14 protein-coding genes are annotated in these 17,206 nt (G+C 52.4%); 4 read left to right on the plus strand and 10 right to left on the minus strand.

The features are described 5' to 3' along the window. Window positions 1-189: 189 nt before the first annotated feature. Both BMY09_RS03450 and BMY09_RS03455 read left to right on the plus strand, forming a co-directional pair. Window positions 190-744, plus strand: coding sequence for a TRAP transporter small permease subunit (locus BMY09_RS03450; protein ID WP_091354092.1), 555 nt, complete (start codon window positions 190-192; stop codon window positions 742-744). Then, entirely contained in the window at window positions 741-2,120 is a 1,380-nt protein-coding gene (locus BMY09_RS03455) for a TRAP transporter large permease (RefSeq protein WP_091354093.1), read from the plus strand. The genes BMY09_RS03450 and BMY09_RS03455 overlap by 4 nt, the downstream gene beginning before the upstream one ends. A gap of 70 nt (window positions 2,121-2,190) precedes the next feature. Here BMY09_RS03455 and BMY09_RS21995 read toward each other — a convergent pair whose 3' ends face one another. Both BMY09_RS21995 and BMY09_RS03460 read right to left on the minus strand, forming a co-directional pair. Continuing rightward, a complete protein-coding gene (locus BMY09_RS21995; RefSeq protein ID WP_139203127.1) occupies window positions 2,191-2,448 on the minus strand; it encodes a hypothetical protein in 258 nt (85 codons plus the stop codon). Between the two features lie 172 nt (window positions 2,449-2,620). After that, on the minus strand, window positions 2,621-3,757 hold the full coding sequence (locus BMY09_RS03460) for a TRAP transporter substrate-binding protein (protein ID WP_091354096.1): 1,137 nt from the start codon (window positions 3,755-3,757) through the stop codon (window positions 2,621-2,623). A gap of 241 nt (window positions 3,758-3,998) precedes the next feature. Here BMY09_RS03460 and BMY09_RS03465 point away from each other — a divergent pair, with 241 nt between their 5' ends. Both BMY09_RS03465 and BMY09_RS03470 read left to right on the plus strand, forming a co-directional pair. Further along, window positions 3,999-4,880 carry a MurR/RpiR family transcriptional regulator gene (locus tag BMY09_RS03465; protein WP_091354099.1) on the plus strand — a complete coding sequence of 294 codons (882 nt, stop codon included), beginning with the start codon at window positions 3,999-4,001 and terminating at the stop codon, window positions 4,878-4,880. Between the two features lie 208 nt (window positions 4,881-5,088). Further along, window positions 5,089-5,295 carry a PA3496 family putative envelope integrity protein gene (locus BMY09_RS03470; protein WP_091355220.1) on the plus strand — a complete coding sequence of 69 codons (207 nt, stop codon included), beginning with the start codon at window positions 5,089-5,091 and terminating at the stop codon, window positions 5,293-5,295. Between the two features lie 60 nt (window positions 5,296-5,355). On the opposite strand, the gene BMY09_RS03475 is transcribed toward BMY09_RS03470, so the two are convergent. From BMY09_RS03475 to BMY09_RS03510, 8 genes are all read right to left on the minus strand, one after another. Then, a complete protein-coding gene (locus tag BMY09_RS03475) occupies window positions 5,356-6,846 on the minus strand; it encodes an FMN-binding glutamate synthase family protein (RefSeq protein WP_091354102.1) in 1,491 nt (496 codons plus the stop codon). Window positions 6,847-6,973: 127 nt separating this feature from the next. Further along, window positions 6,974-8,230, minus strand: coding sequence for a cytosine deaminase (gene codA / locus BMY09_RS03480; RefSeq protein WP_091354104.1), 1,257 nt, complete (start codon window positions 8,228-8,230; stop codon window positions 6,974-6,976). Between the two features lie 13 nt (window positions 8,231-8,243). Beyond that, window positions 8,244-9,461, minus strand: coding sequence for a PucR family transcriptional regulator (locus BMY09_RS03485; RefSeq protein WP_091354107.1), 1,218 nt, complete (start codon window positions 9,459-9,461; stop codon window positions 8,244-8,246). Then, entirely contained in the window at window positions 9,461-10,717 is a 1,257-nt protein-coding gene (codB, locus tag BMY09_RS03490; protein WP_091354110.1) for a cytosine permease, read from the minus strand. Before codB ends, BMY09_RS03485 begins: the two co-directional genes overlap by 1 nt. A 661-nt stretch (window positions 10,718-11,378) precedes the next feature. Beyond that, a complete protein-coding gene (gene secB / locus BMY09_RS03495) occupies window positions 11,379-11,831 on the minus strand; it encodes a protein-export chaperone SecB (protein WP_091354112.1) in 453 nt (150 codons plus the stop codon). A 113-nt stretch (window positions 11,832-11,944) separates the two neighbouring features. Continuing rightward, the gene (locus BMY09_RS03500; protein WP_091354115.1) at window positions 11,945-12,445 is read right to left on the minus strand and encodes an acetone carboxylase subunit gamma; all 501 of its coding nucleotides are present in this window, start codon (window positions 12,443-12,445) and stop codon (window positions 11,945-11,947) included. A gap of 115 nt (window positions 12,446-12,560) precedes the next feature. Continuing rightward, window positions 12,561-14,894, minus strand: a complete 2,334-nt coding sequence (locus BMY09_RS03505; protein ID WP_091354118.1) for a hydantoinase B/oxoprolinase family protein — start codon at window positions 14,892-14,894, stop codon at window positions 12,561-12,563. Window positions 14,895-14,928: 34 nt separating this feature from the next. Then, complete coding sequence (locus BMY09_RS03510; protein ID WP_091354121.1) at window positions 14,929-17,073, minus strand: hydantoinase/oxoprolinase family protein; 2,145 nt, start codon at window positions 17,071-17,073, stop codon at window positions 14,929-14,931. Window positions 17,074-17,206 lie beyond the last annotated feature (133 nt).

The raw sequence follows: 17,206 nt of genomic DNA on the forward strand, positions 1-17,206 counted from the left end.
ATACTCCCCCAGACTCTATTTCGATCCTATTGTACCGCGCAGGAATCATTTTGCAGCAGTTATACTTGATTTACTGCAACACTCCAGACGGTTTCGGTGTTCAGAGCAGCCTTGATTAATCCGCTGATTCGATTCGCTTTTTTACTGTATACTTCAAATGCAAAGTCAGCTCTTAGCGGAAGTTAAACCATGAATAACAAGAATCCGATTGTAGCGGTCATCAGAGGACTGGACAGTCTCAGCGAGTGGACCGGGCGCAGCATTGCCTGGTTAACTCTGCTGATGGTGTTGGTGACCTTTGTTGTCGTTGTAATGCGTTATATCCTCAATATTGGCAACATTCAGTTGCAGGAATCCGTCATCTATATGCACAGCTTTGTCTTTCTGCTTGGCGCAGGCTATACGCTCAAGCATGACGGCCATGTCCGGGTGGATATCTTCTACCGCCCCCTGAGCGAACGGGGCAAGGCGATCATCAACATCGTCGGCACTCTGTTTCTGCTGCTGCCGGTTTCACTGTTTATTCTCTGGATCTCCTGGGACTATGTGATGTTTTCATGGCATACAATGGAAGGCTCTCAGGAGGCCGGAGGGATTGACGCGCTTTACATTCTCAAAAGCTCACTGCTGCTGATGCCGGTACTGATGGTGTTACAGGGCATTGCTGAACTGTTACGCAACCTGCTGGTACTGACCGGCCAGGCACATCTGACTGAAGCCGACGCTCAGGAGCACCCGTTATGATGGAATTTTTACCCTTACTGCTGTTTGTCGGCGCCATCTTTGTTCTGCTGCTGGGATACTCAGTGGCGTTTTCCCTCGCGGGCACCGGGCTGATATTTGCCGCTATCGGCATAATGACCGGTCACTTTGAGGCAAGCTTCCTGGAAGCGGTGCCCAACCGTTTGTTCGGTATTATGAATAACTCGGTGCTGATCGCCGTGCCCCTGTTTGTCTTTATGGGCGTGATGCTGGAAAAATCCAAAATTGCAGAAGAACTGCTGGATACTATGGCTGCACTGTTTGGCCCGCTCCGGGGCGGTTTGGGTATATCAGTCACCGTTGTTGGCATGCTGCTGGCCGCCAGCACAGGTATCGTCGGTGCGACAGTGGTCACCATGGGGCTGCTATCGCTGCCCACCATGTTGCGCCGGGGTTATGATCCGAAGGTCGCCACCGGGGTCATCTGTGCTTCGGGCACGCTGGGACAGATCATCCCGCCCTCAATTGTGCTGGTACTGCTGGGTGATGTTATCTCCTCAGCTTATCAGCAGGCGCAACTGGATCAGGGAATCTATTCCCCCAAAACAGTGACTGTCGGCGACCTGTTTCTTGGTGCACTGCTGCCCGGCCTGTTGCTGGTAGGTGCCTATATCGTCTACCTGATCTTTAAGGCGATCTTCCACCCCGACACCGTGCCTGCGATCCCAAAAGATGAACGGGACGCCATGGATAACATGTTTAAACGGGTGATCTCGGCACTGTTACCCCCGGTTTTTCTGGTTGGTCTGGTACTGGGCTCAATTCTGGGAGGCTGGGCAACTCCCACAGAGGCCGCTTCAGTCGGTGCAGTGGGCGCAATGGTGCTGGCGATGGCTCGCCGTTGTTTCACCCTGTCCATCCTTCAGGATGTGATGCGCACCACCACACAGGTCAGTTCGATGGTGTTTATTATTCTGGTAGGTGCATCAATCTTCTCGCTGGTGTTCCGTGGCTATGGTGGGGATGATCTGGTACGCCACTTCCTGTCTAATCTGCCCGGAGGGGTGTTTGGTGCGGTAGCACTGGTTATGCTGGTGATCTTCCTGCTGGGCTTCTTCCTCGACTTTATCGAGATCACCTTTGTCGTGGTACCGATTGTTGCCCCTATTCTGCTGGCAATGGGACTTGATCCGATCTGGCTTGGGGTGATGATCGCCCTCAACCTGCAAACCTCGTTCCTGACGCCGCCGTTTGGCTTTGCCCTGTTCTACCTCCGTGGAGTAGCTCCGGAAACTATCTCAACCATGCAGATCTACCGCGGTGTGATTCCGTTTATTATGATTCAGCTGGTGGCCCTGATGGCCCTTGCACAATGGCCTGCGATGGCCACCTGGCTGCCACATCTGGTTTATGGTTAGATCAGAGCCAATGTCAAAAAAGCCTCATGGTATACACCATGAGGCTTTTTTATATAAAAGGCTGTTTTACTTACCTTGATGAATCAGCATCCCAACTCCACATCGGAGTCATTATGTCGCTACTCATTGCATTATCAACACCAACAGATTGATCAGGCATAGACATGCTCCGCATTTCTGAACCATGAACTCCGTAGTTGGAATTAACTTTAAAATTGTTGAATACATCATTGGAATAAGGGGCATTCAAAGTAGGGCTGGCAGCAAATACGCCAGATGAGACCATTACTAGCCCCAGAGTAATACCTGTTAAAAATTTAATAGTCATGTCTACTTCCTCATATATCGTTAGTTCAGCCTTAATATATGAGGGCTTCCTGAAATACCCCTGAAAATCAGAATTCTGCTTATAACATTTATATTTAATATGTTTTCTTTAGGGAATAAAAAAGCAGACATATTGCCTGCTTTTAGTCTTTCATTTCTAAGTTAATAAGCGCTTATAGCGTACGGGCGTTAAGGTAAGCCTGCTCAGAAACCGCATGCCACTTGATCGCCTGCTCGCGGAACTTCACGAAAGAATCGAATACTTTCTGCGTCATAGAATCCTTAGCGGCTTCTTCAGTTACAACCTCATCAGACAGCGTTCTGATCTGCTTCAACACATCGTCAGGGAACGGACGCAGCTCGACACCCTCCTCATTCACCAGTTGCTCCAACGCCCGGTTATTCTTAGCGGTGAAGTCAGCCAGCATATCCTGGTTAGCCACCCGGATCGCATTCCGGACGATAACCTGCAGGTCTTCCGGCAGCTTCTCAAAGGCTTCCTTGTTCATAAAGCATTCAAGCGTTGTACCTGGCTCATGCCAGCCAGGGTAATAGTAGTATTTAGCCGCTTTGTGCAGACCAAACGCCAGATCATTGTAGGGTCCAACCCACTCTGTCGCATCGATGGCACCGGATTGCAACGATGGGAAGATCTCGCCGCCTGGCAGCAGCACCGGAGTACCACCGGCACGCTTAAGCACCTCACCACCCAGCCCCGGAATCCGCATTTTCAGACCTTTCAGATCGTCAACCGAGTTGATCTCCCGGTTGAACCAGCCGCCCATCTGCACCCCGGTGTTACCGGCCGCACCAGGGATAAGCCCAAACTCCCCATACACCTCTTCCCACAACTCCATACCGCCGCCATGATAGAGCCAGGAGTTCATCTCCTGCGCCGTCAGACCAAACGGTACCGCAGCAAAGAATTGCGCAGCACGAGATTTACCCTTCCAGTAATAGGAAGCGCCATGCCCCATTTCCGCGGTTCCCCGGGAAACCGCATCAAAAATTTCCAGCGCGCCCACCAGCTCTTTAGCACCATAAACTTTCACATGGATACGACCACCGGTCATCTGACCAATCAGGTCAGCCAGATAGTTAGCACCCGTCCCCAGCCCAGGGAAATTCTTCGGCCAGGTGGTTACCATTTTCCATTCAATGGTTTCCGGCTTTGTTGCAACGGCCGGTGCGGCAGGTTGCGGTGCTGCCGGTTTACAATCAGCAACCTCTTTTTTCTCTTCGGTACAGGCTGCCAGGCCAGCAGCAGCAACGCCCAGACCAAGGACTTTGACAATCTCACGACGTTTCACAAGGCTTCTCCCTAATCGTCATTTTAGTTATCTAACTGTCTAACGTTATTGTATTTTTTATCTATAACCCACTGAACATAGCACCAAGTCATAAAGGCTGCAATTTCAAATAGTAAGCACAGCCCCATCGATTAATCAGCAAAGATAAAATGCAGCAGGATTAAGAGACGCATTTATTCTATTAAGCTGAATTACTGATATACTCTCCTGCGTTACGCCTAACCTGAGAACGGAAACCAGCTTGCAGCCGCTTAATCTTCTTAAATCTATTACTGACGCAAAAACCAGTCTGCGAAAATCAGAGCAGAAAGTTGCCGATTACGTTCTGGAGCATCCATCGGATGTCATCCATATGCGTATTGTCGATCTGGCCTCAGAAGCGAATGTCAGTGAGCCGACCGTGGTGCGTTTCTGCCGTGCACTCCACTACGATGGATTTCAGGACTTTAAGCTGACCCTCGCTCAGGGGCTTGCCAGCAACGCCAACTTTGAACAGTTCTCACTGAACAGCAAAGATACCGTCAGCGAGTTCAAGCAAAAGATCTTCGACTCAACCGTAGGCAATATGATGCGGGTGCGGGAGGAGCTTGATGCCAATACCCTGGAAGAAGCGATCAATGCCATCGCCAGCACTAACCGGCTGGAACTCTATGGCTTTGGCGCATCCGCCCCGGTGTGTAACGACGCCCAGCATAAGTTTCACCGTCTGAAGATTGCCGCTTCTGCCTACTCTGATCCGCATATGCAGATGATCTCAGCGACCACCCTGACAGAGCAGGATGTTGTCATCGCGATCTCCCAGACCGGCCGAACCAAAGATCTGCTACATGCGGTTAAACTGGTTAAAGATGCCGGTGTCACCGTTATCTCGCTCTGCCCCAGCAACACCCCGCTGTCCGACCTGGCCAGTATCGCCATCCATATCGATCTGGAAGAGGATAAAGACCTCAGTACGCTGATGTCATCCCGGGTGGTTCATCTGGTGGTGATCGATGTTCTCGCAGTGGGAGTCGCGATGAAACTGGGACCAGGCCTGCTGGACCACCTGAAAACGATCAAGCGCAGCCTGAAAAGTCTGCGTCAGAACGATAAGCGCCTGCCTCTGCGCAAACCAGAAGAATAAATCGCCCGGAATTTCCTCTTTTTGTAACATTTTTACGTCACTATCTTCCCCGTTATCGCCGCTTATAAGGCCTTTGACTCATTGAAATTCTCTTTTTTCTGGTATAAAAAAGAGATTCCCTGTTAATCAGAAATGCGAGGCGGTCTGTTAGCCTGTCAGATTTATGGGCTTTCAGGTGGACTTTACAGAGGGTATAGGAGTACATGCTATGCTTATACGGAAAGATCAGGATCTGAATGAAATCCAAACAACGGTCTTCGATATCATCGTCGGTATTGAGGAGCAAGAGAAGCAGGCTCAACAAAAACTAGCCAGCCAGAAAAGCCTGGCAGTCAGACGGGCAATCGAAGAACACAAACAGCGCAAAGAGCTGGAATATCAGATTAACGATGAACTCTGGTTTGATGATATCTGAAGCCTGACAATAAAAAAGCCTGCCAGATCTGCGCAGGCTTTTTTATTTGCTTTGGCACCACTACATCTCCGGATAAAGAATATCCAGGGGTACCGAGCGGCCACTGTCGATCACTATCGCGGCATGTTTGCGCTTCAGTTTTCTCGGCTCCGGCACACCGCAGGAGTGCGCAATCATCTCCACTTCATGCACCAGGTTATCATGGTAGTGAGTCACCCTGACCGCTTTATCCTCCGGCACCAGCCCCCGCTGCAGATCCTTATCATGAGTCGTAATGCCAGTAGGACAGGTGTTTTTATTACACTGCAGCGCCTGAATGCACCCCAGTGCAAACATAAAGCCCCGTGCGCTGACACAGAAATCAGCGCCCATGCAGAGTGCCGCAGCCACATCAGTGGGGTTGATACACTTACCCGACGCGATCACCCGGATACGCTCACGCAAGCCATGCATAATCAGCTTGTTCACCAGGATTGGCAGACTCTCCCGTAACGGCAGCCCGACGCTATCCATCAGCGGCATCGGCGCAGCACCGGTACCACCATCACTGCTGTCCAGGGTAATAAAGTCCGGCGCATGTTCCAGCCCCCGGGCAACCACCCGTTCACAAAACTCATCCAGCCAGTCAGTTGAACCCAACACCAGCTTAAAGCCAACCGGCTTCCCGGTAACCTCGCGGATATGGCAGACCAAATCCAGCAGATCATCGGCACTATCAACCTCGGGATGGCGGTTCGGGCTGATCGAGGCAACCCCTTCGGGGATACCACGGATGGCGGCGATCTCAGCGGTCACTTTTTCACCTGGCAGCATCCCCCCTTTACCAGGCTTAGCCCCCTGACTCAGCTTGATCTCAAACATCCGTACCTGATTATAGGCGGCCTTCTCTCTCAGCTTATCGTCGCTGAGTAAGCCCTGATTATCACGCATGCCATATTTAGCGGTACCGATCTGGCAAACGATGTCGCAGCCGCCCTCCAGATGGTAGGGCGATAATCCCCCCTCGCCGGTATTCATCCAACAGCCCGCTTCACGGGCACCGTTTGACAGCGCCCGTATAGCGGGTTTTGAGATAGCGCCATAACTCATACCGGAGATATTAAAAAACGATTTAGCATCGTAGGGCTGACGACAATAGGGCCCAATGCGCAGCGGCTGATTTTTAGCTGCATCCTCCTCCAGCGTCGGAAAGGGGCAGTTGAGGAAATAATAGGTCCCCGGCACCCGCAGATCCCGGGATGAACCAAAGGCGATAGTATTATCGATATTCTTTGCAGCGCGGTAACACCAGCTACGTTGCGCCCGGTTGAACGGCATCTCCTCGCGATCCATGGCAAAGAAGTACTGCCGGAAAAACTCCCCCAGATGTTCAAACATATAACGGAAGCGACCAAACAACGGATAGTTACGGCGAATGGTCTGTTGGGTCTGATGCTTATCGATCTGATAAATAATCAGTGCGGCAATCAGCCCACCGACGAAGATCAACAGCAGGATGCCGCCCAGAATTGCTACGAATTCAATCGCAAAGCTACTGACGGGATCGATCATCTTCCTAACTCCTTGAGTATGTTTATCCGCGCATCACAAAAAATGCCAGTGCCAATCCTATCCTGTTATTCCGGCATTGCCTACGGTAACAATAATCAAAATGGAGGGTAGATAATCTCAATCAGCGTCAGTCAACACCGGTAATCCATTGAGGCGTGACCACATAGGCAGGCTCGCGCTGCATAATAACATCGCCATTGCGTACCGATAACAGCACTTCACCCTGACGTCGAATCACCGAATAGTCATCTTCACCATCAAGCAGAATAAAGCTGCCGGGCTTACCGACGGCGATACCATAGCGATGATCAACATTGAGTGTCCGGGCACTGTTGTCACTGATAAAGTCCAGCGCTTGACTGAAGTCGGCATAACCCATCATCTGGCAGATATGCAGACCAAAATCGAGGCTGCGCAGCAACTTACCATTTCCCAGTGAGTACCAGGGATCAAAAATGGAGTCCTCGCCAAAACAGACATTAATACCGGCTTCATTCAATTCTTTCACCCGCGTCAGGCCACGACGCTTGGGATAGCTGTCAAAGCGCCCCTGCAGATGGATACTTTCAGTGGGACAGGAGACAAAATTAATGCCCGATTTTTTCAGCAGGCGGAACAGCTTTGAACAGTAGGCGTTATCGTAAGAGCCCATCGCGGTAGTGTGGCTGGCGGTAACTTTCGCCCCCATATTATTGAACAGCGCTTCGGCCGCCAACACTTCAAGAAAGCGAGAGTTCGGGTCATCGGTTTCATCACAGTGGACATCCACCAGCCGATCATATTCCTGCGCCAGTCCGATCACCTTCTTCATCGACGCTTCACCCAGCTCACGGGTATATTCGAAGTGGGGAATCCCCCCCACCACATCGGCACCGATCTGCAACGCCTCCTCCATCAACCCGAGCCCGCCCGGAAAAGAGAGTAAGCCTTCCTGAGGAAATGCCACCACCTGAATCTCTATCTTACTGGCCAGCTCATCACGCAAGGCACACAGGGTACGCAATCCCACCAGGCTGGGATCGCTGACATCGGCATGGGTGCGGATGTACTGCACGCCGTTCTGCACCAGCAACTCGATAGTTTGCAAAGCCCGGCGGCGGATATCCGCTTCATTAAGCAGCGGTTTACGTTCGCCCCAGCGCTCGATCCCCTCAAACAGAGTGCCACTCTGATTCCAGTTGGGTTCACCCGCCGTCAGGGCCGCATCCAGATGGATATGGGGTTCTACAAACGGGGCGCAGGCCAGCTGGCCATCGGCATCAATCTGATCAGCTGTCGCGCTTACCCGGTTGTCCTGTTTGCTGATCGCTGTGAAATATCCATTATCGATCTCCAGGGTATACAGCGCCGTACTCTGTCGCAGACGAGCGTTGACAATCTCCATAGGTATTCTCGCGTTAACTCTCTATATTGTGATGTTGAAACAGAATCTGCTCGATCAATAATGCACTTTGCAGATTCAGCCGGGCAAAGGGGTCATTCAGCGGGCAATCGATCAGTTGCTCAATCCGTTTTAACCGGTGACTGAGGGTGTTCCGGTGAATTCCCAACGACTCAGCCGCCTGCTGCTGATTGCCAAAATAGTTCATAAACTGGCTCAGGGTCTCCTTGAGCATAGTCGAACGGGGATCACGGGCAAAACACAGAGACCCCAGTTGCTGCTGACAAAACTGTGCTAACACACTACGTTGAGGAATGGCATCAAACAACCGGGCAATCCCTAACTGATCATAAAAAAACAATGCCTGACCCTGCTGCACCGCAAACTGCACCGCATGCCGGGCCTGTTCCGCAGCTTTCGCAATGGTGCTCAGCCCCGGTTGCAGATCACTGACACCGGCAAACACCTCAAGATCGGGCTTTAATCGCTCAAGGGCCTGAGTCAACTCATCAGAGAGTGCCGGAGAGTGCGCCGCGGTCGTTGGCCAAATGGCTAACAAGTCCTGCTCATACTCGAGCACCGGCCAGTCAATCCCCCTGCGCATCAGCAACTCTGTCAGTTGCTCCCCGAGCAGCGCTCGCTCATGGATAAACTTCCACTGATCCGCCGGATCATCACGACTCAGACGCTGACTAAAACCTTTCAGCCGCAACGCCAGCACCGCATAGGGCCGGGTATCACTCAACCCAAGATCAGCCGCGCGCAGATGGATCAGCTCCGGCGTATCCGCATAGCCATTGATCAGGCGGGTGAGGAACAACCGGGTCGACTGACCAATCAGATTATCCTGCACAATGGCGTTACTGATTACCTCGGTCACCTGCACCATCGGCAGCGCATAGGGTTGCTCAAACAGCGCAAACCCCAGTTCATTGGCAACTGCTTTGACACTGGCCGGAATCGAGCGAATGAACTCAGATCCTGTCAGTATCACAATGCCGGCGGCCTTGTGTTCAACCGCCTCACGAATCAGCTGTTGCAGGTTTTGCTCACTGCGCCGCTGATTAATGCCGGTAATGAAGATCAGCTCTCCACCCCGCAACCACGGCCCCAGGGTTTCATCTTCCGCCACATAGGGCCAGCGAACTGTTATTTGGCTGCCACGCAGCCCCGCGACCAGGCAAATACTCTCAAGGCCTGGCAAACGGGGAATATCAGCACAGAGTATTGGCATTAGCTTTTCACAATATCAGGGGACGAATTGGCAAACGGCAGCCGCAGCAAAGCGGTGTAGCTGATCACCGCAACCAGCACCCCAACCACCGGCGGCAAAATCGGCGAGCTGTAAGCTGCGAGCGAACCGATACCATAGGCCGCCAGCCCCAGCCAGTTGAACGCAGGCAAAGGCTGCGTCGCCAGTTTGGGGTAGTTGCCTTTATGGTTAAAACAGAAGTCAGCCATAATCACACCACCAATCGGCGGGATAAAGGTTCCCAGCAAAATAAGGAATGGGATCAGCAGGTTATACATCCCCCCGACGGCCAGCACGGTACCGATGGCGGCGCCAACAACGGTAACCAGGCGGCGCTTATCGGTGCGCAGCAGATTACAACCCGCCACCGCGAAGTTATAGATGGTATTGTCCTGAGTGGTCCAGATATTCATCAGCAGCATCAGCACCGCCAGCACCACAAACCCCTGGGCGATCATCACATCAACAATATCCGCCTGCTGATAGATCATGGTCCCCAGCGCGCCGGTCAGCACCATCAGACCATTACCAAAGAAGAATGCTGCCAGCGTTGCGATCACGGCAATTTTCGGTGTTTTAGCAAACCGGCTCCAGTTAGTTGCCTGCGTTCCGCCACTGACGAAGGTACCAATAATCATAGTGACTGCCGCAGCCCAGCTGAGGCTCTCAGTTGGCGACTGCATCATCAGCCCTCCGAAACCACCGATATCGATCATCCCGGTATACAGGCTGATGAGAATAAACAGCATCATGGAGGGGACTGCTAACCGGGATAACCAGTCCAGGCCACGGTAACCAATCATGGCGGTAATACAGAAGGCCATGCCGAAGCCGATCATCAGGGGCGTTTCAAAGCTGGCAGGCAGTCCGGTGGTTTTAACCAGTACGGTAGATACCGTCGCAGTACCCCAGGCATACCAGCCGATCTGGGTAAAACCCAGAATAAAATCTGACAATTTACTGCCGATCTCACCAAAGCAGAAGCGCCCCATCAATACCGAATTCAGACCACTTTTACAGGCAATATAAGCAAGCGCCGCCGCATAGATGCCGAGCAACAGGTTGCCCAGCATAATCACCAGCATCAGCTCACCGAAAGAAAAGGCCTTACCCAGGGTACCGCCAGCCCACATGGTGGCAGTAAAAAAGGTAAAACCGAGCAATAGCACAGATGTAGAGAGCAGGCCTTTACGATCAGTTTCAGGCACTTCACTCAGTGGATAATCCGATGGTTCCATATCAGGCTCCGCTAAACTTTTCAGGTTGATTGAATTTTTTGTACAACCTGTTAGCAGCAAAGCTTATACCACCCTAAAGTTAAATAGGTAACCAATTTAAGTGCTGTTCCTGCTGAACTTTATTGATTAAAGCTTCACAGTGCACTATGCACAAAAACTATATTTTACGATGAACGATGTCCGGATAAGAGCGCATCATTTTCGCGCATTTTGATTGCGATCGCCCTATTTAGCGACAATATCCAGAGGGTTCTGGCAGCAATATTCAAAACCGGATAACAGATCTGCACAACAAATCTGTTTGATTATTCCGTAGATGGAGCGCCCACATCAAGCCGGGTGAGGCGTTTCATCGCGGCTCACATGGCCTGTGTCAATGTCGGGCTGAATCTGTTTCTTCACTTTTGCTTATCTGCTCGGCAAGCTTCTGATCAAAGCAGTTCACGGCCCTTTGCAGCAGGTACACACCCGACAACAACATTCGGCAAAGGCAAGCCTGCCACTGAGCTAAATGACTACGGGACTGAATGTTTAGCAATAACAGACGTCGGCTTTCTGACATTGAGTGCCTCCCCCGGTCCGATCGACAGAGATAAAAGGGATACCTTCCATGGCCTGTACTTCAGAGCTGTTTCCCACAGACTCTCTGATAACCCGATGGTTATGCTGATTTGCGATTCTGCTCGGCATACAATGCATCGAAGTTTACCGGCGCCATCATCAGTGGCGGGAAACCGCCCTTCACCATCAACTGATCAATGGTTTCACGAAGATAGGGGAACATCACTGCGGGACAGGCCGAACCCAGCGCCTCCGCCTGCTGTTGAGCGGGAAAACCGGAAATCATAAACATCGCGGCCTGATCAACCTCTGCCACGAACGCCAGTTGATCCTGGTTTTTCGCCGTGACCGAAACTGACAGCACCACCTCATAAAGACCTTCTTCAATCTGCTCAAAGGCTGTGTTGAGATCCATCGTTACCGTGGGCTGCCACTCTGAGCGGAACACCCTGGCTGAGTTGGGTGATTCGAAGGATGAGTTTTTAACATAGATCTTCTGCAGAGCAAAAAAGGGCGAGTCTGCGCCCTGATGCTGTTGGTTGTTATCTGACATGGGATACTCCCTTGCTAGTTAAGAGGGTGGGAAAAGTGAGTGACTTATGTGCGCGGTGAGGAAAACTTCCGGCCAACTGCGACCGGAAGTGTGTCCTATCCAAGCCGCTTCAATTACGCGTTAACCGGGGCAGGCAGATCCAGCCAGTCAAACAGCGCAGGAATATCGGGCTGGAAGTCATGAATCACTGGATACCAGGGCGTTGGCGCTTCGATATCATGCATCACACCACAGGTCGGGCAGTAGTATTCACGGTAGACCTGCCAGTTGGTGTCAGGCGCCATCAGCTTTGGATAAACCTCCTGCATCTTCTCCTCATCATCGCGCACATACACCAGCGCATTGAGTTTCCAGTTAGTGCGGTAGTCACCAAAGTCATGACCACAGGAGCACTTGGTCACCAGGGTTTTATCGGCGGTGGTTTCGGCCAGATAGAGGTGCGGGCCAAACGCCATGATGATCTTATCGTCCCAGGACACCTGATCCTGCAATACGGACATATAGTTGGCATAACGCTCTTTGTCCTTAGGCATGGACAGCATCATGTGCAGGGTATCCCAGTCGAGGCTGCCTTTAACCAGATCGGACACCTGTTTTTTTGTGAAATTTGACATAATCGGTCTCTCTTTATTGTTTTTAGATTTGAGTTTGTAGAACTGAGTTTCAGAGTTGAGTTAATAGCTTTTTAAGGTGATCAGGAGAGGTGCCGGGCACCCCTCCGTCAATCTTTTACTGCTCAGTCATGATTACAGGATGTACATCAGGCAGTTCGCTCAGGTCCATGTGATGCTTGGCACCAAACATAGGAATACCCAGCTCTTCCTCTTTCAGCTCCCAGCTGGCCGGCAGATCCCAGAATGTTTTGAACTCATTGAGGAACCGCTCTGACAGGTGGAAGCTGGAGGCGAACATCTGCTGCACCTGCACCGAAGCATCCTTATCGATAATGCGCTGGCGCTCAGACTCCATCCATTGACGGGTAGGCTTACCCCGGGCGATCCGGGCTTTACGAATCGCGCCACGCTGGGCAATGGTTTTCTGACCATCCACCGTCCAGGTGCCATCCTTATCCTGCGAAATCACCACGCCGTAGACCTTTTCGGCAAACTCCGGCAAGACGAAGTTCTGGTTCAGATCGTTTTCAACATCGGCAATAGCACGGTCCAGCGGATCACCAAATCCCGGGCCGCCGCGCAGATAGTTGAGATAGAGATCGCCATTTTCAAAGATCGCTTCGGTGGTAATACACTGTTTATCCCGTTTCACCAGTGCATCAGGCCCCAGGTGCTTCTCAAGCTCACACTGGCCCGGATCACGGTCTTTACCCAGCGGCAGTGATTTACCCTCCTGGATCCGCTCCAGCAGACCGGTGTTATGGGCTTCAAAACGGTATCCGGTTGCCGCCGGGTAGCCACCCATCAGACCCCAGTCGCTGTTCATATAGCCGTTGCCCATGAAGAACATAGTCCAGTCGGCAGATCCCCAGACCATACGCAGAGTTTCAAAGCCCAGACCACCACGATACTTACCGTATCCACCGGTGTTGGTTTTGATGGTGCGGCCCATATAGAGCAGCGGCTCAGCCAGTTCCCAGATCTCGATATCCCCCATATCGCCCTCGGGGTTCCAGATCGCCGCCGCATGGTTCAGACCATCTTTCACTGCGCAGGCACCGGTACCACAGGCGGCGGTTTCAAAGCTGTTGACCGCATGGATCTCGCCCTCCTGGTTGATACCACCGCCCTGTAGCCAGTTACAGGGGTTTGAGTTACCGGCATTCACCTCTTCCAGATAGCCACGGCCAAAGTAGGTACGGCTGATACCGCGCCACAATGAGCTCCAGGAGGACACCAGGAAGTGCCAGGCATCCGCATGGGCGGTACGTCGGTCATCCGGGTTGGTCCAGGTACCTTTTGGCAGACGGAACTCGGTGGCGTAACGGGCACCATCGTTGATCCGCTCGGTGGGTACCAGCGACTGGGTCATCATCACCCAGATACCACTGGTAAAGGCGACCGGGTTGGCGTTATAGGTGTGCCAGCCCCAACGACTGCAACCTTCAAAGTCGAGACGCCAGGTGGCATCCGGTTTGACGGTAATCTCACAGGGGGCATGCATAATGGTGTCAACTTTGGCAAACGGTGATGGCACCGCCACATCTTCATGGGCATAAGGCACATCCACAAAAGCCACGGTTTTGATCTTACCGGGAATGGTCATCGCTCTGATCCGGCTCACCAGACCCCGGCGACCGTCCTCAATCACCTCGGTAGCGAACTTCTCATAGGCTTCCATCCCCTCTTCACGCACCGTCTCTTCCACCAGATCACGGATCATGTGACAACCGGCAATGCGGGTTTTTTCATCCAGAATCCAGTAGTTCGGCGTGCGCACATTGCGCTGACTCTCATGCAACCAGTCCCGTAGCGGAGTATCGTTGACACCGGTTTTACGGCAGGTGATCTGCACCCCGTCGCCAAAGCGCTGAATCTGACCATTGGACATAGAGCCCGGGCCTACCGCACCCACATCGATGACGTGAGTAACACCGCCGACCCAGCCGATCAGATTGCCTTCGTGGAAGATCGGCACAATAGTGGCGATATCACAGGGGTGCACGTTACCGATCTGACAGTCGTTATTGGTGAACATATCACCGGGGTTAATACCGGGGTTAGCTTCCCAGTTGTTCTGAATCATATATTTAATGGCCGCCCCCATGGTGCCCACATGGATAATGATCCCGGTTGAGGTGGCAATACAGTCACCGGCAACGTTGTAGAGGGTGAAACAGAGCTCACCCTCCTGTTCGACAATCGGAGAGGCGGCAATTTTCTTGGCGACCTCGCGGGAGTTAACCAGCCCGGCACGCAGCTTGGAGAAGATCCGCTCATAGCCGATCGGGTCAGACTCTTTGAACTCCAGCGTCTCCAGGCCGTTATAATGACCGGTCTCTTCCGTTCTTTTCAGAATCAGATTACGATGGTCATTCAGTGTCAGCCCGCTCGGTAACAAACTGGCTGGTCGGGTACCTGCCCCATTTATTTTTTCTTGAATAGTCATCTGTTTTCCTCAATTTCTTGTATTTATTATCGGATTACTTGGATTCAATCAGGTGGAATAGACGGTTCACGTCCAGGAAGGTCTCAAAGCCGGGTGGCACCACATAGGTTGTGGCATCAGACTCAATCACCGCAGGCCCTTTAACCTCATTACCCGGTTGCAGCAGCTCCATTTTGAAAATGTCAGCGTCGACCCACTCCTTCTCGTAATAGAACGGACGGGTACCCTGACGGGATTCCTCAGAGGGCGTTGGGCCAGCATCCGGTTCTTCTGGGATATTGGGTTTCTTAGTGACCACCGAGCCACGCATAATCGCACCGGTAATGCCATATCCCAGCTCAGGAGAGCGGGCGGCATCGGCGTATACCCGGGCGTAGGTATCGTTGAATGACTGCACCAGCACATCCCAGTCTTCAGCGCCGGAGAGCACCGTCAGCGGCGAATCGATCTCCAGATCGTTCAGTTGTCCCAGATACTGCATGGAGTATCCCGGTGTCAGCGTCACCTCTTCATCCTTAAAGCCGTTGATGCGGAACTCTTCCAGCACCTTGTCACGCAGCTCATTCCAGGCAGCCTGCAGGGTTGTAGTGGCGTCAGCGATCTCACCTTGAGTCGATTCATCAGTGATACCGATATCAACACTCTTGTCATAACGGTATTCAAAGTCAGCCGTGGCACAGCCAAAGGCGGAGAAGCCCGCAGCCCATGCGGGCACGATGGTTTCCTTAAAGCCCAGCCCTTTGGTGTAACCGTAAGCGTGTACCGGGCCACCACCACCGTAAGAGAAGCAGACAAAATCGGTCGGACTGTAACCCTTACCGGTGATCATCGCCCGCAGATGCTGACGCAGCGACAGATCCAGCAGCTCGATAACACCTGCTGCCGCATCCTCTACTGACAGTCCCAGTGGATCAGCGATCTGACGTTTAATTTCACGCCGGGCACGGTCTACATCCAGCTCGAGAATGCCACCGAGGAAGTTTTCCGGGTTGAGATAACCGAGAATAATATGGCAGTCGGTGACAGACACCGTATCAACACCACCTTCAGGCCAGCAGGTGCCGACACGATAACCGGCGCTGTCAGGCCCCAGCTTGATCGCATTTGCATGGGGGTCGATACGCACAAAACTACCCGCACCGGCACCGATGGTATCCATCGCCACCAGCGGCAGAGACAGCACCAGTCGCGCCATATCGCCATCTTTATGGATGGCAAAGTTGTTTTTAGTAATCAGCGCCATATCGAAACTGGTGCCGCCAATATCGGAACAGGCGATGTTTTCATAACCCAGTTTTTCACCCAGGTATTTAGCCCCGATAACCCCGCCGATAGGACCCGATACCAGCGAGCGGGCCAGCTCTTTGGCTTTCCAACTGATGGTGCCGCCATGGCTGGCCATCACCCGCAGGTCAAACTGACCGCCTACCGCTTTCATGCTGTCACTAATCGTGCCCAGCGTTGCCCGTGATGGCTCCGCCGCATAAGCTTCCAGAATGGTGGTGTTGGTGCGATGGCTCTCTTTCCGTACCGGGTAGTAATCCACCGATGCGAATACCGGAATATCCACACCCATTTCGCGGGCAACCTCTTTACAGGCATCGCGCACCGCTTTCTCATGGTCTTCGTAGAGATAGGAACTGAGCAGACTAATAACGATCGCCTGACAGCCCTGTTCAATCAGTTCCCGGGCCGCTTCACGGGCTTCATGCAGACGCACGGCAATCACCACATTGCCCTGAGAATCCACCCGCTCGGTCACCCCGCGGGTATCCTTAATATCCACCAGTGGCTCATCATAACGGTGGGTATTCAGGTGGATCCGGTCTTCAAAGGCATAACCCAGATAGCTCTGGATCGCCCGTCCCATGCGATGAAAATCTTCAAACCCTTTACTGACGATCAGACCGGTGCGCAGCCCTTTACGGCCCACCACCCGGTTAAGCATGGCGGTACCCGAAAAGACACAGGTGACCATCTCCGGAAATACATCCTCAACCTTACGGTCCCAGTGCGCCAGCGCATCAGTGCTGGACTCCAGTACCGCCTGTGATTCATTGATATTACTTTGCGCCTTGCCAACGACAAACTCCCCATCGGCCCGCACAAAGAATGTATCGGTCATAGTGCCGCCGGCATCTATCCCAAGAACTTCAACTGGATTAGTTAATTGATTCAAGATCGTATCCTCATGTTATTTTTATTGTTTCTGCTTACCCGGTGAGATCTGCCGGTGTAAGTTCTGCAATCAGCCGCAACTGATCGGATTGTTAAATTGCACCGGCCATGCCAACAGACAAATATCCATACAA

It is taken from the genome of Amphritea atlantica (assembly GCF_900111095.1).
Lineage (GTDB): Bacteria > Pseudomonadota > Gammaproteobacteria > Pseudomonadales > Balneatricaceae > Amphritea > Amphritea atlantica.

Excerpts from the sequence above, each read along its gene's own strand:
- BMY09_RS03500 (WP_091354115.1), bottom strand. The coding sequence starts at position 12,445 with ATGTCAAATTTCACAAAAAAACAGGTGTCCGATCTGGTTAAAGGCAGC.
- BMY09_RS03505 (WP_091354118.1), bottom strand. The coding sequence starts at position 14,894 with ATGACTATTCAAGAAAAAATAAATGGGGCAGGTACCCGACCAGCCAGT.
- codB (WP_091354110.1), bottom strand. The coding sequence starts at position 10,717 with ATGGAACCATCGGATTATCCACTGAGTGAAGTGCCTGAAACTGATCGT.
- BMY09_RS03455 (WP_091354093.1), top strand. The coding sequence starts at position 741 with ATGATGGAATTTTTACCCTTACTGCTGTTTGTCGGCGCCATCTTTGTT.
- BMY09_RS03450 (WP_091354092.1), top strand. The coding sequence starts at position 190 with ATGAATAACAAGAATCCGATTGTAGCGGTCATCAGAGGACTGGACAGT.
- BMY09_RS03475 (WP_091354102.1), bottom strand. The coding sequence starts at position 6,846 with ATGATCGATCCCGTCAGTAGCTTTGCGATTGAATTCGTAGCAATTCTG.
- secB (WP_091354112.1), bottom strand. The coding sequence starts at position 11,831 with ATGTCAGATAACAACCAACAGCATCAGGGCGCAGACTCGCCCTTTTTT.
- codA (WP_091354104.1), bottom strand. The coding sequence starts at position 8,230 with ATGGAGATTGTCAACGCTCGTCTGCGACAGAGTACGGCGCTGTATACC.
- BMY09_RS03470 (WP_091355220.1), top strand. The coding sequence starts at position 5,089 with ATGCTTATACGGAAAGATCAGGATCTGAATGAAATCCAAACAACGGTC.
- BMY09_RS03485 (WP_091354107.1), bottom strand. The coding sequence starts at position 9,461 with ATGCCAATACTCTGTGCTGATATTCCCCGTTTGCCAGGCCTTGAGAGT.
- BMY09_RS21995 (WP_139203127.1), bottom strand. The coding sequence starts at position 2,448 with ATGACTATTAAATTTTTAACAGGTATTACTCTGGGGCTAGTAATGGTC.